Here is a 17,176-nt window from a genome sequence, read left to right as displayed (position 1 = left end):
GTATCCACATAATGTTGACTTGAACCGAACGAACTGGGAAACCTCCACTTTTTTACAGTCCGCGAGGCAGATCCACTATATTCAGTGTTTGATATTACGGGCTTTCGAAATTTAGGATAAATTATGTAGCCTCAGAATTAAAAAAAATTAAGGAACAATATTCAGTATATTCAATGGATGATCTTGTATTATATAAAAAACATATTGAGTCTATTATTAGTGAGTTTAAACAATTTGGCATGCTGTCTGTATGCATTGGTTTTTATTTTTCTATACTTGCATTGATACTTAATGCCACTTTTGAAATTTCTCAAGGAGCATTCTTATTAATTGTGACGATTATGTCATTGGGAATATTATTCGTCGTAAAAAACTATTATTCCGGTTACAGAATTAATTATATAAAAAAAGAAATAATAGAAATGATTATAAATGAAAGGTTGGACGGGACTCACACAAAGCCTGTGAAGAAATATAGAAACCGGCTAAGAAAATAAACATCCGTTATATCTAGGCAACCACGCTGACACAGGTATTTCCAGATAAATACTTGCTAAAACAAGAGTTGGTCAACCCTAAAGGAGTTACATAATACAAAATAGGCTTTAAAGATGTTCGTTAGGGATCCGGACTCACCACTTGGAGTTAAGTTATTCGTGAAGTACGAAAATACCACAAGGATGGTAGTATTTGTGAAGTTCATAAAAAGAAAGAGGTTTATATTGTGAGATGGAATGAAGTATTGCAAACCGTCAAAGAATTTAAAAAAGACAATAATAGTGTTTGGTTTAGAGGACAACCAAATGATGCTTACCAATTAAAATCATCACTATTCAGACAAAATATCAAGAAGGTAGAGCAAGTATTGCTAAATGAAAGAGCAAGGTATAATCTCTTCAAGAATAATGGTCATTTATACCATAATTTAGATGATTGGGATTTGCTTTACCTTATGCAGCATCACGGTGTAAAAACCCGACTTTTAGATTGGACGGAATCTTTTGCTACAGCCCTATATTTTGCTTCAAATCATTGGCAACAAGATAATCCAATTTCAATATGGATGCTAAATCCGAATAAATTAAATAAAAAATCTATTAACGATGGGCGCTATTTTGTAACACATGGTGATAGTTATAAAGATCGATTATACCAAATAAATGATAAGAAATTTTTTGAAAATTCAGTTGCACTTCATCCAGTGAAGACAAACCACAGAATTGTTGCACAGCAAGGAGTATTCACGATTCAAGGCAATACATTATTGCCATTAGATGAAGAATTTGACGGCGCTCTAATTACAGAGGGTATTTTGAAAAAGGTAACGTTGACTAAAGAGTTGAGTGAGGATGTAGCTGAATTTTTATACTTTTCTGGGATTACACCATTCACTATATTTCCTGATCTTAAAGGACTTGCTGAATATGTAAATTTGTGTACTGAAAATAACTCATGATGTCATTAACTTCGCTAACACCTTATTCATGCTTTAGGTTATTTGCCCTTGGTTAGGGTCAGAGTTGAAGTGGATTCGACTCAAGGGCGACGTCGTGAATACGAAAACGGTAGTTGAAGTTACAAAAAAATGTTTCAATGAAGTTAATCATATTGGAGTGACATAAGTGAAAAAGATATTTAGACGAATACTTAAGTTTTTAAATATTATTATCAAATATATTTTTACAGAGATAATTATAAAATATTTCTTTTGTTACTTAATTGCAGGTTTCGGCTTTATCTATACATTATCATTAGAGGACGATTATTTAATCAAGGGGTATTTAATTAACATTTCTTCTTCGCTAATCTCATTGCCGTTAGTATTTGTATTTTATGATTTGTATAAGTCAGCTCTTACATATAAATCAACTAAACTAGTTAATCAAGTCGTTGAAAAAGAAATTAATAATATTTTTTTGAAATTCACTTACTTTACAACCCATTTTTACAATGAGTTTAGTCACGAAAGTAGTTATGATGTATTTGAAATAGAAAATGAATTAACGAGAAAAGAAGAAGATATATTTAACAAAGTCTCATCAAATATTCATCATGGTTACTTTCTATTTAGTATTTTCGATGATTTTAATAGAGATATTACTCAAGTGATTAATACAAACACAATAATTAGATCGATTCATATCAAAGAATTATCAATATTACAACAATTTATGAACGACTATATAAAGCTTCAAAGTTGTTTCAATTGGATCACTAAAAATGATTTTATAAAATTCAATCAATTATCCGATGTCATTATTAGTAAGAGCGAATTCATCAGTTCGTCTGATAGCAATGAATTTTTTGATATTAAAAAGAGAATAGGGCCAGATAAAACAGCAACTTATTATTCAGCAAAGTTTAGATTGTATGAAAGTGACGTGTTAGCAAGTGGCTATAAACTTTCTGGAAATAAGGCTAAGGAAATATCGAAATGTTTATTTCAACTTTATTCAAGTATAAATAATTGGAAAAAATTCAAAAATATCGATCAATTGGTGTTTGAAAACGGTATTATTTCAGCTAATAGACTTCATCTAGATGATAATATAACGTTTAATGAACATATGAGAAACAACTTTTCGATACACGGACAATTCTAAGTGTTCAATATAGATTAATCGAGGAAGACGACAACGCAGATAACAAATATTCCGGTGTGGGATCTGACGGAAGAGTACTTCGGGGAAGCTGAATCAGTAGACAACCATGCACCCAAGTATTTTAATATGAGATCCCCAAAATTCAAGATATAGAAATTAAATTATGATTTAGTTTCGGCACTTATTTTCGTTTCAGAATAATATTTCCTTTTTTTTGAGAATTTGTTCTTCTTTTTATTGGTATGGTTTTTATGAAGCAGATAAAAACCATGCATTCTTTAGGAGTTTATCGGATAGCCTGTTGAATATTATAATTTGTTCCGTTTGTTAATTGCTAATTCATATTGTTTTTCTTTTTTAAAGTTTAAATAGTCAACAGTTACTTCTTTTAAAATTCTATCAAGTGCAATATATAAAACACCGGAACCAGCCAGCAAAAGAACACGAAAATCGGTACTACCTGTTCTTTCATAAATGTAATCTTGATATCTAGTAAATAATTCGTATGTTGCAAAAGCCATCATTATCATATACATAACAGCTCTTCTTACGAATACTTCTTTTTGATTAGTATTAATTGTTAATATTTTTATGTAGTACACCCAATAATTCGCGTATAGTGGAATTAAACAAAAGGATAAAAAATAAAAATTTTCTGACCATTCCAGACTAGTCAAGAGAATTAATGAAAGATATAATATCGTCACTGCTTTTAAGAAATCAGGAATTTGTTGTATTAGTAATCCTATGCGGTTTATCAGATAAAATCTCTTAAGTCGATTCAGCTTTAATTCAGCAGTCCATACTTTTAATCTTGAAATAATTGGAGGCTCATAATCTGGGTGAAGTTTTTTATATTCAACAAAAGCTGATGAGAAAATAAATAAACAACCTAAAAAAATAATTGTAGAAATAAACCAGTAAAACAAAAAATTACCTTTCCAAAAATTTGTGATAAAATAAAGAAGTATTTGCCCAATGATATAAATAAAGGGCAATAATAGGGTTAATATCTCAATTATTAAGATGATTACCTTATTGTTAGTTTTTGTGCCTATAGATTTACCTAGACGCTCAGCATTTGGAAAGAAAAATTTAGTAAAAAACAAATTTAATATTAACCAAGATAAAACCATAGCAGTTATAACACATATAATAATTAAAATGTTAAGCCATATTTTCAAAATATACTTTCCCCACACAATTTGATTAGAAATTAGGTTACATTATTCTCCCTCATCCGCTTCTCCTTCAACGCCCTGTACATCTCAAGCTCTTCCTTTAAACGATCGGCTTCCTCTTCAGTTAATTCTTCCTTTGTTTTGCCGAAATAGGCGACGTTTGCCTCTTCTCTTATACTCTCGTTGTTGCTGAAGATGGTAGGGGAGGGGTTATCGGTTCGGCCAAGGAGGTAGTCCGTATTTGTGTTTAAAAAATCAGCTAGCTTTATCAGCGTTTTATAATCAGGCTCTCTGGTTCCGCTTTCATAAGCGGTGAATGCCGGTCGCGTGATCCCTAAATAATCTGCCATTTCTTGTTGCGTTTTATTTTGTTGGCGCCGCAATTCGGCTAATCTTTTTGAAAACATAATGACCACCATATTTTTTCTTTTATCGTAACAAAATGTTACCTTAAAATAAATGTAACGAATTGACACGTCGCCCTATTGACATGTATCATTTGGAAACATATAATATGTATGAAAGTATCGACTTGTTACAATCACAATATTAAATAACAATGAATTCAGGTCAACAATAAGAATGATCTTTATTTTTATGAATCTTTGTCCTCAACCTCGACCAAATCAATAATCTCACGAATATCACTAATATTCAAAGCCTCAGCAATTTTCACAATATGATTAAAATTAATGTTCTCTCTTTTACCATTAGAAAGTTCACTTAACGCAGCATGCCTAACCCCAGCTTTTCTAGCCAGTTCTCGCAGTGTTATATTGTGCTCCTTTAGCAGTTCCGGAATATGTATAACTATTTTTTTAGCCATATTTTTTTCTCCATAAATAAATATTTAAAAATACTTGATTATACGCATAAGCGTACCATATAATATTGTTATGTTTGGTACGTAAATACGTACCAAGTTAAAATAAATAATTTGGTAATATAAGTATGACAAATAGTCAAGAAAGGAGCCCACACATGACACCCACATGGCTAACCGACGCCCTGCAGAAAAGATTCGAAGAACTGACGCTGCAAGCGAACGGAGATCCAAAACTCAAGCAGACGAATGAGCAGACTCGGCAAGCGTTAGAGCATATTGAAGCGCAGATCGATGATGAAGGAAGAGAAGCATTCTTGCAATGGGAGGAACAGTGGTTCTATGCCCAGACGGTGGAGAAGGAATGGTATTATACGAAGGGGGTGAGGGATGGCGTGCAGTTGATTCTGTCGTTGACGAAAGATGCCCCCATGTAGATAGCTAAAAAACCATGCGGGCAACCCCTTATGTACGTTCCGACTCCCACTTCGTTTCCAGCCTGCGGAACATTGCCAAACTTTCCTGCAAAAATTCAGCTTCTTTGCTAGTCAGTTGTTCCTTCTGTCCTCCGAAGATGACGACATCATTCGCATCGGAAGTCATGCTGTCCAAGGAAGCCATGCGATCATCGGTTCTTCCCAGCAGATAATCTACGCTAACGTCGAAAAAATCTGCAAATATAATCAAGGTTTGAAAATCGGGTTCTCTTGTGCCTTGCTCGTAGTTGCCGATTTGCGCTCTTGAAAATTGCAAACGATCCGCAAGCTCGTATTGGGTTAAATGTCTGCTATTTCTTAATTCTGCTAATCTTCTTGCGAACATGGCGATCCCCCCTTGCTTGATATTATAGGAAACGCGGACAACCCATTACTATAAAGGACACGAAAAGTTTCCAAAACGCTTGACAATGACACGATATGTAGGTATATTTAGACATTGTTAGACACAAAAGGTGTCTATAAACGTGATGACAACATGATCCCCCAAAAAACAATATTTCAAACAGGCAAGGGAGATGAGGCACAACCAGTCAAGTTAAGAGCAAGCAACCATGGCGATCGCCGTACGGTTTGGTTCACATCGCATGGAGGCTGAGTAGGATCGAATTGTTTGAAAGAAATTGCGTTACATGAAGAAAAATCATAGGAGGGTTCCAATGAAACGTTGGTTGCAAATCATGATGATAGGACTGTTGATCTCTGCATTAGTAGGATGTTCGACGAACGGAAAGCAAGCTGCCTCACAGAAAGAGAACGGCGGCGGAATCACTGAGATTACGATGATCACGAACTCGGGCTGGGGGAAGTCGGGACTGAATGAAGTGATCGCCGGGTTCGAACGAGAGAATCCAGACATCAAGGTCAAGCTGGAAGAGTATCCGTTCCGCCAATTGTTCGAGACGATCGAGGTCAAGCTCGGCTCGAAGTCTCAGGATTACGACGTCATTACGGTGGACGGGCCGTTGGTTGCGAACTACTGGGTCAAAGGGTATTTGGAAGAACTCCAATCCTACATGCCGTCCGACGACTGGAAGTTGAAATGGATTGATTCTTCCATTCTGGCAGGCTCCTATGGCGGGAAATTGATCGCCGCGCCGATGAATACGTCCAGTCAAGTTCTATTTTACAACAAAGATCTGTTTAAGGAAAAAGGAATCGAGCCTCCGGCCATGGATGTTGAACAACGCTGGACATGGGAGCAAGTGATCGACGCGGCGCAGAAGCTGACGTACGACACGAACGGTGACGGCCAAACGGATGTGTTCGGCTTCAGCTTCGAGCAGATCAGCCGCGCTTATCAAACGCTGGCGCTAGCTGAGGGCTTGGGCGCGAAGTCGCTAAGCGACGACGGTATTGTTGCAACCGGATTCATCAATTCCGATCTTTCCGTGAAGGCCGGTCAATTCTATTACGATTTGTTCAATACGTGGAAGGTCAGTCCCCGCGTTTCTCCGGAGGAGTCGGGCGAGTATTTCATGAACGGGAAAATCGCGATGTTCATCGGCGGCACATGGAATACGCGCAAATTCACGGAAGCGAAGGTGAACTACGGTCTCGCGCCGCACCCATATTTCGCGGATGGTACGGCGGCCACGCCGACCGGAAGTTGGCATCTGGCCATTAGCAAATACTCGGCGAAGAAGGAAGCGGCCGCCAAGTTCATTGAGTATTTATCGGTCGGAGCGGGATCGGACCTTTGGTTCCAAGGCAACCGCGATCTTCCTTCGCATCTGGACATTCTCGGCATGATCGAGCAGGATCCTGAATACGACCAGTTCCCGAACGACGTGTACCGCATCGCCGCCTACGAGGCGAAAAATACAGCCGTACCGAGACCGCTGACGCCGGGGTATCTTGAGTGGGAGACGCTCTATAACAAAGCGTATGAAGACATCAAGAACGGTACCGATCCGAAGAAGGCGCTGGACCAGGCGGCCGAGCAGATGGACAAGCAGTTGGCCAAATACCGCGACGTCGTCGCGAAATAGGTGAACGTCGATGACCAAGTCCAAAGTAGCGCCATATTTTTTTCTGCTGCCGGTCATTCTGTTGTTGGCTGTGTTCAAGCTGTATCCCATCATGCTGGGGATGAAGAACAGTATGTATGCCCCCAGCTTTCTGGCCGGAGAAGAGCTGTTTGTCGGATGGGATCATTACGTTTCGCTGTTTGCCGACAAGGTGTTCTGGAACTCCGTGTATGTCACTTTATTTTTCAATGTGTTTATTAATCCGATTCAGATTGCGCTAGCGTTTCTGCTCGCGCTCATGCTCAACATGAAGCTGAGAGGCATCGCTTGGTTTCGCAGCATTCATATCGTGCCAATTGCGGTATCCATTCCGATTGCTTGCGTGCTATGGAACATTATGCTCAATCCGGAGCAAGGCGTGATCAACTCGCTGCTGGTGACGTTCGGCCTGCCGCAGCAGCCGTTTCTGACGAGTAAAGGCCAGGCGATCTGGGTCATTATGGCGATCGCGACGTGGAAAGGGGTCGGGTATTGGGCCGTTTTCCTGCTCGCAGGCTTACAGGAGATCCCGAAGTCGCTGTATGAAGCGTCGAGCATTGACGGAGCCGGGAAAATAGCGCAACTAAAAAACGTTACCTTCCCGATGATGAAACGGTCGCTCACATTTGTCGCCGTGGCCGACACGATTGCGAACTTCCTGCTATTCGCTCCGATGTATATTTTGACGGGGGGCGGGCCGGAGAACAGCACCAATGTCCTCATGCAGGAAAGCTACAACAGCGCGTTCGTCTATTCCGATCCCGGCAGAGCGTCGGCCATCGTTATTCTGTTGCTCTTGATGATACTCGCCATTATCGGCGTACAGTTTCGTCTGCTGCGGACTAAGGTGTAGAGGAGGGGATTTCATTGGAGACCGTCAAACCGGCATCGAAAACGCTGCTCTATCTCATTCATGCAATTATCGGCTTCCTCGTGGTGTTCCCGTTGTTTTTTGCGGTGGTGTCTTCGGTCAGGCCGTTAAACGATATTTTTAAATATGTTTCTCCGGTGACTTGGAAAACGTTCATTCCGCTGGAGTTCACTTGGGAGGCATACGTCAATCTGTTCGTGGAAAGAAATTTCGGCACCATTTTATTTAATACGTTTTTCGTATCGGTGACGACCGTGGTGTTCGGTATTTTGCTGGGTTCGATGGGGGCGTTTGCGTTCGCCAAGTTTCATTTCCCGGGAAAGAATGCGTTGTTCGGCTTCGTGCTGCTGTCTTTCATGATACCGTTTGAAGTGATCGCCATACCTTTATACGGTTTGGTGGATGGGCTCGGCTGGATCGATACGTATTATGGCTTGATCGTGCCGGCTGTGGCGAACGGGCTTGTCATCTTTTTGTATCGACAATTTTTTCTGGATTTGCCCGATGCGCTGATCGAATCCGCGCGAATGGACGGGGCCGGCTGGCTGAGAATTTATACCGGCATCATCATGCCGCTCTGCAAACCGGTTACGGTCAGCGCCGGACTGATGCTGTTCATTTCCCAATGGGAGTCGTTCATGTGGCCGCTCATCGCCACCCGGTCGAAGGAATATAGGGTGATACAGGTTGCTTTGAGCGATTTTACGACCGAGCATGCCACGTTGTGGAACGAGATGTTCGCGCTAGCGGTTATCGCGGTGATCATCCCGACGGTATTGCTGCTGCCGTTGCAGCGGTTCTTCATTCAGGGCGTTTCGAGTACAGGTATTAAAGAATAGAGAAAAAGGAGATGTTCGACCATGATCGTACCTCAATTATCAACGGAAACATTAGTGCAAAGATTGCGTTACCCACAGGGGAAAATAAGAGTGGTGATCGATACCGACACGTATAACGAAATCGACGATCAGTTTGCGGTGATCTATGCTTTGCAATCTCCCGAACGGATGCAGGTGGAAGCCTTCTATGCGGCGCCGTTCCATAATGAACTTTCCGACGGGCCGCTTGACGGGATGGAGAAAAGCTTCGACGAACTGCACCGGATCATGAAAGTGCTGGGCAGGGAAGGGGAGGTGCCGATCTATCGGGGATCGGGGATGTATTTAACAGGCACGAATATGCCTGTCGAAAGCGAGGCCGCCCACGATCTGGTGGAACGAGCCATGCAGGCGGAGGATGACGATCCCTTGTACGTCGTGGCGATCGGGGCGATTACGAATGTCGCTTCGGCGATTTTGCTGGAACCGCGGATTATCGAGAAAATCGTCGTCGTCTGGCTGGGCGGTCACGGGCTGCATTGGCCGGATACGCGGGAATTCAACCTATTCCAGGACTTGAAAGCCTCGCGGGTCGTCCTCAACAGCGGCGTGCCGTTGGTGCTTATTCCTTGCATGGGGGTGGCTTCGCACTTATTAACTTCCTTGTCGGAAATTCGCGATTATGTCAAAGACAAAGGGCCGGTCGGCAACTATTTGTACGAAACCTACCGGCGCTGCCACGACGACCACTTCGGTTACACGCGCGCCATCTGGGACATCGCCACGATCGGCTACCTGAACCATGAAAGCATGACCCAAAGCGCGCTGATCAGCAGCCCGGCGCTTTCCGACGAGTTCCGCTGGAGCGTGGACCCTAACAGGCACTTGATCCGGTACGTATGGAACGTGCGGCGGGATGTGATTTTTCAGGATTTGTTCCGGCGGTTGGGAGAGGGGTAGACGGTTCGAATGAACTGAAAGTTATGGGAGCTTATGGAGTTCGAAAGAACTTTGTAGGCTCCTTATTGTATACTCAAATCAAATAACTAATTATTACAATAAGGTAGTAGAACTAATCCAAGAGCGGGTAAAATACTGTGCAAGTTACACGAGAAGCCATGGACATTAGAAATGCGAACCAATTTTTTACCCTATGCCCAATTCGCTAAATTCCAAAAAAATCCCACCATCACCCCACTCCGCGTTTGTCGTTTTTGTTTCGCATACTTTGGTTTTCTTATCCAAGAGAATCAGGTGCTTAAAGTTTATGCGCAGAAAAAGCTAACCTAATTTTTTACGAGATATACCCGGCTCATAGAAGAGCATAAAATACATTAATTGGTCAGCCAAAGTTTTGATTTCTTTAGTAACAACAATTGTTCAAAACAATCTAGAATTCCAAGATCTTTTAAAAACAATTTCGGTATCGAATTTTTTCATTAGGATGAACAGCATTGGGTTCAGAGTAATCTTCAGGATGCAGAAGTACCTTTGTTCTCTACCCTTAGACTATCAAAACTCGCTTAGGGTAGGAACAAAGTAAGAGATGGATGTAGAGGTGATTTATTTAATAATCAATAATAGAATTCCCAAAAGTGAGGAATTACATGATCACTAGTGCCAGCATCTAAGCTGAAATCATAAAAACAAAACTAAAGAAGCTCTTCACTAATTCGACAGTGAAGGGCTTCTTAATTGGGGTAGGTCTTAAGAACTGAAAAAATATAGTATCTCACGGGAAATTCTGGTATATTACTGGTAAGGAAGCTCTTCATATTCCATGTTAACATAGGGGATTTCATCCTCTGTAAAAGAATACTGGTTTATAAGTTCTTTCTTTGAGGATCGTGCAAGTTCTAATGCCATCTCACCATCATTGGCCTTGAATATTCCAAAAAGTTTCCACGTATCTTCATGTTCAATGAACACCTTAAACTGTCTCATGAATAGCATCACCATCCTAGGTAATTATTTTCTATTGTACTACAAGGACTTATATTTATTCGCGGCACGAGTTGATCAATAAGGGGAGAACGAACAAAAATGTTGAAAATTGAACAGTTTCAGCTACATTCGGCAATAATCCATCGACTTGACAACCAGCAAGATAATAACGTTGGACTTGATTTATCTGATCTTCCTTTACAAATGGACACTGAATTAAAAGCGGTTCTTGAAACGCATACTATTAGTGGTATTGAAGACGGAAGGATACGTTATGCAAACTTCTTAGATAAAGACATTAATCAAGTAATGACTGCATGCCATAACATCCTTGATGATCCGAGAAATAAGTTTGTTGATGGTTCAAAAGTAGTGGCAAGGCTTTTATTTTCAGCAATGGTTAATAAAACAATCTCTGCAGCCGATGTTGCGATATGCCTTGCAAATTGTAACAGTACCGAGTATCTTTGCTTACTCAAGCTCGACTACAAAGCTAATTACATATCCGAAGCCAGAGATACCCCGCATGGAAGATATATCGGTATCAAAAAATTAGGTAGCGGCTGGCCTCAATTGGGAACTAAGCTTCAAAAAGCTGCGTTTATTAAACGTTCAAGCGATGATTTTGAATTGATCATTTTGGATAGACAAAAGAATAAGACTGATGAAACTGACATTTCCCTGTTCTTTCAAAAGAAATTCCTAAATGTTGAATTAATAGATGACTCCAAAAGAAATACGACAGGTTTTATCAAGGGTGTAAGAAATTTTGTCGAGTCTGCCGCGATTACTCCAGAAAAGAAGAAGGCAATTTTTGATAATGCAATTAATTTGGTGGTCAATACAGAAAACATAAACGTCAGGCAATTTGTTGAATCACAATTCAGTGAGTACTTGCCCGAAGCCGAGCGGAAGTCGTATATGGATTCATTAATTGCTGAATTTGAACGTCACGGAGTCAAAAGAGCCGAGTTCGTTAAATCACAGGATGTAGCTCAAGTGTATGCTAAAAAGCGTCAAATTACTCTTGAAGGAGCTAAGTTAGAGGTCGATCCTGCAATTTATACCGACCCTGATAAATTCAATTTTGTCCGCAGGAAGGATACAACAACAGGTGAGGAAGTAGCTGATATTACAATCAAGGGATTGAAAATAAAAAAATTGGACTGATCTATATGAAGTGGATGGACTTATTAAAAACAATGGGATTTGCTTATCGGAGTGAAACTCTCAGTAATGTTGTTTATTCAAACCAGCTACCACAGCAACAGATCGAACAATTTATTTTTGAATTCGCATCTGTATGGGGAAGCGTTTTTTCTGTTCATCTTGATGATCACATACTATCATTACCGACCGAGAATCCATTACTAACAAGCACTGTTGATTTGTTGAATGAAAATATAGAAATAAAAATAGAGATCAAGAAGTCAGGAATGGTTCCACCTCATATTTTATGTAATTATAATGTTCATATTTTTTCTCAAGCAAATCTGTTAATAAATAATCTAAAAGGTTTGAATTTTGCAGAATTAGAACATTTTATTTTTAACAAACGCGATCAGCAATCCTATATTATAATTTATGATGATACAAGTTACTCTTCAGTGATTTCAAATAACTTTATTGCCATTGGTAACATTGATGTTTTTGGGGTTTTGCCCAAAGAACCAGAGAAGTACTTTAAGGAATCTCAAGACAAGATTAAAGAACGTAATGATAATATTCGCTGGAACCAGGAAATATGTTTACTTCCTCCCGAAGTTTTTTATTTTGATGATGACAATTCAAATGAAATAAGCGAATTCTTAAATAAACAGGCAGCGGCGATGTGCGTAGCATTTACTGCGTCCAATACTGACTACTTAGAAGGTGGGAAATTGTACCAATCGACATACTTTGGTCTTAAACAAACTAAATTCCAATTAGTAGTTGCAGACTCGTGCACAAAAGAACAGATTAATAAAATTTTCTCCCTCTACTCGTGGGCATACAGTGTCAAACCATCAGACAAAATCGGATTGATTCAAAATATAATTAACCTTCACATTAAGGAAGACAATAATTCGAATCTGGAATTACTTTTTCAAAACGCTGCTGAGATTGTAGAAATGGTAAGAGAGAATTATCGGGTGTATATTCAGAAGAGCGTTAAATCATACTTAGATGAAAGAAAGCAGGTTGAAGATTTCATTAGAACGACATCAAATGAAATAAGTAAACAAATATCTGGCTTAACTGATATTGTAACTAAAAACCTATTTGGATTACTTGCGACAGCTATCACTGCGACCATCGGCTTTAATAAGCCAGAGAATCAAGCTTATATTCCTTGGATACTTTATATTTATGGCTTTTTCTCAACTGCGCTTACTGTCTATTACAGCACACTGGCGAATGCAAATAAGAAAGTTATTATTGACGTTTACGAAAAACGAGTTAAGGACTATAAAAAAATATTCCTTGAAGATCGTATTGATCAAATTACAGGTAACAGTATTGAGGAGCAAATTAGTATATTCAAAAGATACCTGCATTGGACTGTTTGGCCTAGTATAGGAATTAGCTTAATAGGAATTATTGTTGGTTTAAAGTTCCATGGATTAATTAGTTGGATGTATTTACTTATTAAACAGTTGATTGATAAGATAATAGCTTTGATTACATAAAGAGAAGCAATTCATTAAATAGAATATGCTACTCTTTTGTTTTTTATGTATCAATATTCGAGCGTAACATTTAAACCACTCCTCTACTTGATAAAACTATGTTGATTATAGTTAATGAAACATATAAAACGTTATTTACGCAGCGGGGTTATTGCCCCTTGGTTGCCAGATGTTTAATCATAAGAGGAGATCAGATAACAAATGACCCAACCCAAGATAAGAGCTAAACAATTACTAAAAGAAGGAAAAAAATCGATAGATGTCGAATTAAGTAGAGAAGATTATTAGATTGGGGGTATTTCATTGTCGGTATTCGATGATTTCGTTGACGGAATTAAAGATATTTATGCTTCTAGGGATCGACGTGTACGTATTCCTAAGTTCCTTTACGACCAACTTCATGAGGAAGCTGGAAATGAAGATGAAGTAGAAAATTTGTTGATGGCGATTCTTTCTAAACGGTTCCAAATGCTGGATGATCAAGAAAGAGAGCAACAGGAAGATGCACAACATCAGATTGATCTTGTTGAATATTATGAGTATCTAGATAGGTATCTATTTGCTACTATAAATAGAAATATTACAATTGGAATAACAAATGAATTGAATGGACGTGAGACTTCTTATTGTAATTACACTTTAAAGGATTATAGACTATCCAAGGTATATAGGACTTTAAAGTTGGATTTGGAACGTAATGAGGAATATTATCCTATTTCATTCTATGAAATCATCGATATTAAGTTCAACAACAATGGAGAACGACTAAAAACGTGGATATATATGCCTCATCCTATGAAAAATTGGAGATTTTATTTGGACTTTGACCCAAATATAGTTGGTAGTACAACAAAAAGCGGGAGGATATTTTTGACAAAGGAGGATTATAATAGTATTAATTTATAAATATTCAAGAAACAGACAAATCCGTGTTTTTGTATGGATTTGTCTGTTTCTTGTAAAAATATTAGGTGTAAGTATATGTGTATTCGAAGAAGGCAGGAACAATGCCAAGCACCATATCTACGCTGCGGGCTTTGCCTTTAGTTCGCAAGATATATTAGATGGGGAAAAGAATCAGCGAGCAACCCTGTGAGGCTAAGTTCGACGGACCCGGCGCGATGCCCTTAATGGTCTCAGGTTCGTAGATATCTGAACGTTATACGTAATACTTGAAAACTTTTGAATTATTGAAATGGTATTTAGTACCATTATGTCAAACGATTCATTGGAGGTGTATCATGGCTATAGCCGAAAAAAACATTGATGATGTGGTCAGTGAATACGTAAGATTATTTCCAGTATATAAGAGTTTGGCGAATAAAGTTGAGTCAATTGTAAGAGAGGTTTTAAATTCGTCAGGTGCCTCCTATTACACAATCAGTAGTAGAGTTAAGGAGATTGATAGTTTTTCAAAGAAGGCTAGGAAAGAAAAATATAAGAATCCAATAAAGGATATTAAAGATTTGGCCGGAATTCGTGTTATAACATTTGTTAAATCGGAAGTAAATCAAGTTTGTAACATACTTAAACCATTGTTTGATATTGATCATCTTCACAGTGTAGATAAAACAAAAGAACTAGGAAATGATAGGGTTGGTTATCGTTCAGTTCATTATGTTGCTCAACTGACTGAAGAAAGATTGCGATTACCTGAATATCAAATTTACAAAGGTATGAGTTTTGAAATACAGGTCAGAACAATCCTTGAACATGCTTGGGCTGACATCTCGCATGATCGTAATTATAAATTTAGCGGCGTGCTACCACCGGAGAATGATATCCAGAGAAGATTTTCTTTAGCATCAGCTACTCTTGAATTAGTCGATAGGGAATTTGACAATTTAGCTAAGGAAATCAATCAATATGACTCAATAGTCAAGACTAAGGTAGAAAGTGATGATTTTAATATCGAGATTAATACAACCTCTTTAAGGAACTACTTATCCTTAAAGTTCAAGATATATATTGAAAAAGGATTAATAGAAGCATCTTTTCAAAAGGCCAGTAACAAAATTATTGAAGAGTTATCAAGATACGGTATAAGAACCTTAGCCGAGTTGGATAAAGAGCTCAGCGATGGTATCGAAAAGTATATATATGCGAAAACTAATTTTATTGGATTATTGCGTGACATAATGATAATAAATAATATAGAGAATTATTTCAGTTTGGCTTGGGAAAATAGTTGGAGCGCCATTGATATAGAATCAGTTCAATATTTTAGAAGATTAAAGATTCCAATAGATAGTTACATAAAGAAATATCGTCTCGATGTAGATACGACCAAGGATTAGAGTTTAACAATATTGAATTCAAACTTGATGAGGAAGATGCTGGTTGACTAAAGACTCCGATGGGGTCTTTTTAGTTATTAAAGTCATCACGGGATGTCAGGTATTGCGTATAACACTGCATTCAGGCATTGGGCTTACCCCCTGCATTTCAGATAGTTTTGGAGGTAGCCGAAGCTGCGGTACAACCTTTGAGGGTTCGTGAATGCGGGAGTCGTTAAACGAAATAATTGCAGATATAAGAAAAAAGAGGTGTACAATGACAGTATTATATTCAAACGATTTAATTGATATAATTAGTAAAAATAGCGATATATTAAATGAAATAAAGTTGAAATTACAGATGGATAATTTAATTAATCAAGGATTATTCCTTATGTCAACAACTTATTTTGAAGCTACTTTACGTGATGTAATGAATAAAATATTAATTTCTAAACCAGAAAAACTAAAAAAAGATAATTTCACAATAAGTAAAGATAATTTAAGTAGTTTAGATGATTCTGCTATTCTGAAAAGTATAATTGAAAACGAGCTTTTCAATTTATTTAAAGGTAATGTTAAAGAACAATTGTTATATATTATAGAGATAGTATCTAATATTAGAGTAAGTAATATAGTAAATAAATCTAAGCATGAGGACTTAATTAATATTATAAATAGATGCAGTGACATTTCATATTATCGAAATTGTTTGATACATAATGCAGGTAAAACAAATAATGGTTTTAATAAAAAGATCCATTTTTATAAGAATCATAGTAGTAATTTATTTTTTTCGAAAGATCTTATTGAGAATTTTATTAATGACTATCTGAAATTATTTGATATTTTAAGAGATAAAATCATAAAAAATACTGAGTTTAAACAAAAGACCCGAATTGAACAATTGAGACAATTATGGTCAGATTGTTTTGATAGTCCTATACTTGTATTTGATGACTATTGGGAAATTGATGAAGATAGAGATTTAATTATAGATGTTAAATATCCTGACTGCGAACGTGGTTTAAGTAGCGGAGAAAAAGTCTATCTATCTATATGGCGGCACCAATATTATGATGCTATAAAAACAGAAGAGTTTTTAATTTGCAGTGTGGATGTAAAAATAATATACAAGATTTATAAAGGATTGTCCGATGTAAAATTTTATTATATGTATCAACAATCAAGAGATTTATGATAGATCTTCTTCGGTGGCAATTACTTCGCTTAACACTGCATTATACGGCACCTCCGGAGCCTTAAGGTTCTCGGGTTCGTGAATACAGGAACCTTAAGTGAAATCAGTGCAAATTATAATCAAAACGATTACAACTCAAGATTGAAATACAAACTTAACCCTAAATTTCGAAAGCCCGTAATATCAAACACTGAATATAGTGGATCTGCCTCGCGGACTGTAAAAAAGTGGAGGTTTCCCAGTTCGTTCGGTTCAAGTCAACATTATGTGGATACACTTTCCCC

At 38.0% G+C, this 17,176-nt stretch carries 18 protein-coding genes; 13 read left to right on the top strand and 5 right to left on the bottom strand.

Going from position 1 to position 17,176, the window contains the following annotated elements; translation table 11 throughout:
- Positions 1-173: 173 nt before the first annotated feature.
- The 3 genes from LQ229_RS25670 (at position 174) to LQ229_RS25660 (ending at position 2,603) form a co-directional block, all read left to right on the top strand.
- Complete coding sequence (locus LQ229_RS25670) at positions 174-497, top strand: hypothetical protein (RefSeq protein ID WP_230193298.1); 324 nt, start codon at positions 174-176, stop codon at positions 495-497.
- A gap of 227 nt (positions 498-724) precedes the next feature.
- Positions 725-1,456, top strand: a complete 732-nt coding sequence (locus LQ229_RS25665; protein WP_230193297.1) for an FRG domain-containing protein — start codon at positions 725-727, stop codon at positions 1,454-1,456.
- A 166-nt stretch (positions 1,457-1,622) separates the two neighbouring features.
- Positions 1,623-2,603 carry a hypothetical protein gene (locus LQ229_RS25660; RefSeq protein WP_230193296.1) on the top strand — a complete coding sequence of 327 codons (981 nt, stop codon included), beginning with the start codon at positions 1,623-1,625 and terminating at the stop codon, positions 2,601-2,603.
- A 308-nt stretch (positions 2,604-2,911) separates the two neighbouring features.
- On the opposite strand, the gene LQ229_RS25655 is transcribed toward LQ229_RS25660, so the two are convergent.
- The 3 genes from LQ229_RS25655 to LQ229_RS25645 form a co-directional block, all read right to left on the bottom strand.
- Positions 2,912-3,787 carry a hypothetical protein gene (locus LQ229_RS25655; protein WP_230193295.1) on the bottom strand — a complete coding sequence of 292 codons (876 nt, stop codon included), beginning with the start codon at positions 3,785-3,787 and terminating at the stop codon, positions 2,912-2,914.
- A gap of 32 nt (positions 3,788-3,819) precedes the next feature.
- Positions 3,820-4,203, bottom strand: coding sequence for a helix-turn-helix domain-containing protein (locus LQ229_RS27210; RefSeq protein WP_290370078.1), 384 nt, complete (start codon positions 4,201-4,203; stop codon positions 3,820-3,822).
- 176 nt (positions 4,204-4,379) lie between these two features.
- The gene (locus LQ229_RS25645; protein ID WP_230193294.1) at positions 4,380-4,610 is read right to left on the bottom strand and encodes a helix-turn-helix transcriptional regulator; all 231 of its coding nucleotides are present in this window, start codon (positions 4,608-4,610) and stop codon (positions 4,380-4,382) included.
- A gap of 155 nt (positions 4,611-4,765) precedes the next feature.
- On the opposite strand from LQ229_RS25645, the gene LQ229_RS25640 reads away from it, so the two are divergent.
- Complete coding sequence (locus tag LQ229_RS25640; protein ID WP_230193293.1) at positions 4,766-5,044, top strand: hypothetical protein; 279 nt, start codon at positions 4,766-4,768, stop codon at positions 5,042-5,044.
- Positions 5,045-5,072: 28 nt separating this feature from the next.
- Here the strand turns inward: LQ229_RS25640 and LQ229_RS25635 are convergent, their stop codons facing one another.
- Positions 5,073-5,429, bottom strand: a complete 357-nt coding sequence (locus LQ229_RS25635; protein ID WP_230193292.1) for a helix-turn-helix transcriptional regulator — start codon at positions 5,427-5,429, stop codon at positions 5,073-5,075.
- A 334-nt stretch (positions 5,430-5,763) separates the two neighbouring features.
- Between LQ229_RS25635 and LQ229_RS25630 the strand changes: the two genes are divergently transcribed.
- From LQ229_RS25630 to LQ229_RS25615, 4 genes are read left to right on the top strand one after another with little or no spacing between them, the layout of a single operon-like run.
- Positions 5,764-7,095 carry a sugar ABC transporter substrate-binding protein gene (locus LQ229_RS25630; RefSeq protein ID WP_230193291.1) on the top strand — a complete coding sequence of 444 codons (1,332 nt, stop codon included), beginning with the start codon at positions 5,764-5,766 and terminating at the stop codon, positions 7,093-7,095.
- 10 nt (positions 7,096-7,105) lie between these two features.
- Positions 7,106-7,966 (top strand): sugar ABC transporter permease, encoded by an 861-nt coding sequence (locus tag LQ229_RS25625; protein ID WP_230193290.1) that lies wholly within the window; start codon positions 7,106-7,108, stop codon positions 7,964-7,966.
- A 14-nt stretch (positions 7,967-7,980) separates the two neighbouring features.
- On the top strand, positions 7,981-8,823 hold the full coding sequence (locus LQ229_RS25620; protein WP_230193289.1) for a carbohydrate ABC transporter permease: 843 nt from the start codon (positions 7,981-7,983) through the stop codon (positions 8,821-8,823).
- A gap of 21 nt (positions 8,824-8,844) precedes the next feature.
- Positions 8,845-9,762, top strand: a complete 918-nt coding sequence (locus LQ229_RS25615) for a nucleoside hydrolase (protein ID WP_230193288.1) — start codon at positions 8,845-8,847, stop codon at positions 9,760-9,762.
- 792 nt (positions 9,763-10,554) lie between these two features.
- Here the strand turns inward: LQ229_RS25615 and LQ229_RS25610 are convergent.
- On the bottom strand, positions 10,555-10,746 hold the full coding sequence (locus tag LQ229_RS25610) for a hypothetical protein (RefSeq protein WP_216541200.1): 192 nt from the start codon (positions 10,744-10,746) through the stop codon (positions 10,555-10,557).
- 99 nt (positions 10,747-10,845) lie between these two features.
- Here LQ229_RS25610 and LQ229_RS25605 point away from each other — a divergent pair, with 99 nt between their 5' ends.
- From LQ229_RS25605 to LQ229_RS25585, 5 genes are all read left to right on the top strand, one after another.
- Positions 10,846-11,916 (top strand): nucleoid-associated protein, encoded by a 1,071-nt coding sequence (locus LQ229_RS25605; RefSeq protein ID WP_216541199.1) that lies wholly within the window; start codon positions 10,846-10,848, stop codon positions 11,914-11,916.
- Positions 11,917-11,930: 14 nt separating this feature from the next.
- Positions 11,931-13,415: a hypothetical protein gene (locus tag LQ229_RS25600; RefSeq protein ID WP_230193287.1), complete on the top strand. Its 1,485-nt coding sequence runs from the start codon at positions 11,931-11,933 to the stop codon at positions 13,413-13,415.
- 303 nt (positions 13,416-13,718) lie between these two features.
- Positions 13,719-14,321 carry a hypothetical protein gene (locus LQ229_RS25595; protein ID WP_216541440.1) on the top strand — a complete coding sequence of 201 codons (603 nt, stop codon included), beginning with the start codon at positions 13,719-13,721 and terminating at the stop codon, positions 14,319-14,321.
- A gap of 335 nt (positions 14,322-14,656) precedes the next feature.
- Positions 14,657-15,712: a hypothetical protein gene (locus LQ229_RS25590; RefSeq protein ID WP_230193286.1), complete on the top strand. Its 1,056-nt coding sequence runs from the start codon at positions 14,657-14,659 to the stop codon at positions 15,710-15,712.
- Positions 15,713-15,968: 256 nt separating this feature from the next.
- A complete protein-coding gene (locus LQ229_RS25585; protein ID WP_230193285.1) occupies positions 15,969-16,892 on the top strand; it encodes a hypothetical protein in 924 nt (307 codons plus the stop codon).
- Positions 16,893-17,176 lie beyond the last annotated feature (284 nt).

The organism is Paenibacillus sp. CECT 9249 (genome assembly GCF_918697855.1).
GTDB lineage: Bacteria > Bacillota > Bacilli > Paenibacillales > Paenibacillaceae > MSJ-34.
This window is presented reverse-complemented; position numbering and strand designations above follow the sequence as displayed.

Coding starts and splice junctions, on each gene's coding strand:
- LQ229_RS25670 (WP_230193298.1), top strand. CDS start 174: ATGGATGATCTTGTATTATATAAAAAACATATTGAGTCTATTATTAGT.
- LQ229_RS27210 (WP_290370078.1), bottom strand. CDS start 4,203: ATGGTGGTCATTATGTTTTCAAAAAGATTAGCCGAATTGCGGCGCCAA.
- LQ229_RS25645 (WP_230193294.1), bottom strand. CDS start 4,610: ATGGCTAAAAAAATAGTTATACATATTCCGGAACTGCTAAAGGAGCAC.
- LQ229_RS25640 (WP_230193293.1), top strand. CDS start 4,766: ATGACACCCACATGGCTAACCGACGCCCTGCAGAAAAGATTCGAAGAA.
- LQ229_RS25635 (WP_230193292.1), bottom strand. CDS start 5,429: ATGTTCGCAAGAAGATTAGCAGAATTAAGAAATAGCAGACATTTAACC.
- LQ229_RS25630 (WP_230193291.1), top strand. CDS start 5,764: ATGAAACGTTGGTTGCAAATCATGATGATAGGACTGTTGATCTCTGCA.
- LQ229_RS25625 (WP_230193290.1), top strand. CDS start 7,106: ATGACCAAGTCCAAAGTAGCGCCATATTTTTTTCTGCTGCCGGTCATT.
- LQ229_RS25615 (WP_230193288.1), top strand. CDS start 8,845: ATGATCGTACCTCAATTATCAACGGAAACATTAGTGCAAAGATTGCGT.
- LQ229_RS25610 (WP_216541200.1), bottom strand. CDS start 10,746: ATGAGACAGTTTAAGGTGTTCATTGAACATGAAGATACGTGGAAACTT.
- LQ229_RS25605 (WP_216541199.1), top strand. CDS start 10,846: ATGTTGAAAATTGAACAGTTTCAGCTACATTCGGCAATAATCCATCGA.
- LQ229_RS25600 (WP_230193287.1), top strand. CDS start 11,931: ATGGACTTATTAAAAACAATGGGATTTGCTTATCGGAGTGAAACTCTC.
- LQ229_RS25590 (WP_230193286.1), top strand. CDS start 14,657: ATGGCTATAGCCGAAAAAAACATTGATGATGTGGTCAGTGAATACGTA.
- LQ229_RS25585 (WP_230193285.1), top strand. CDS start 15,969: ATGACAGTATTATATTCAAACGATTTAATTGATATAATTAGTAAAAAT.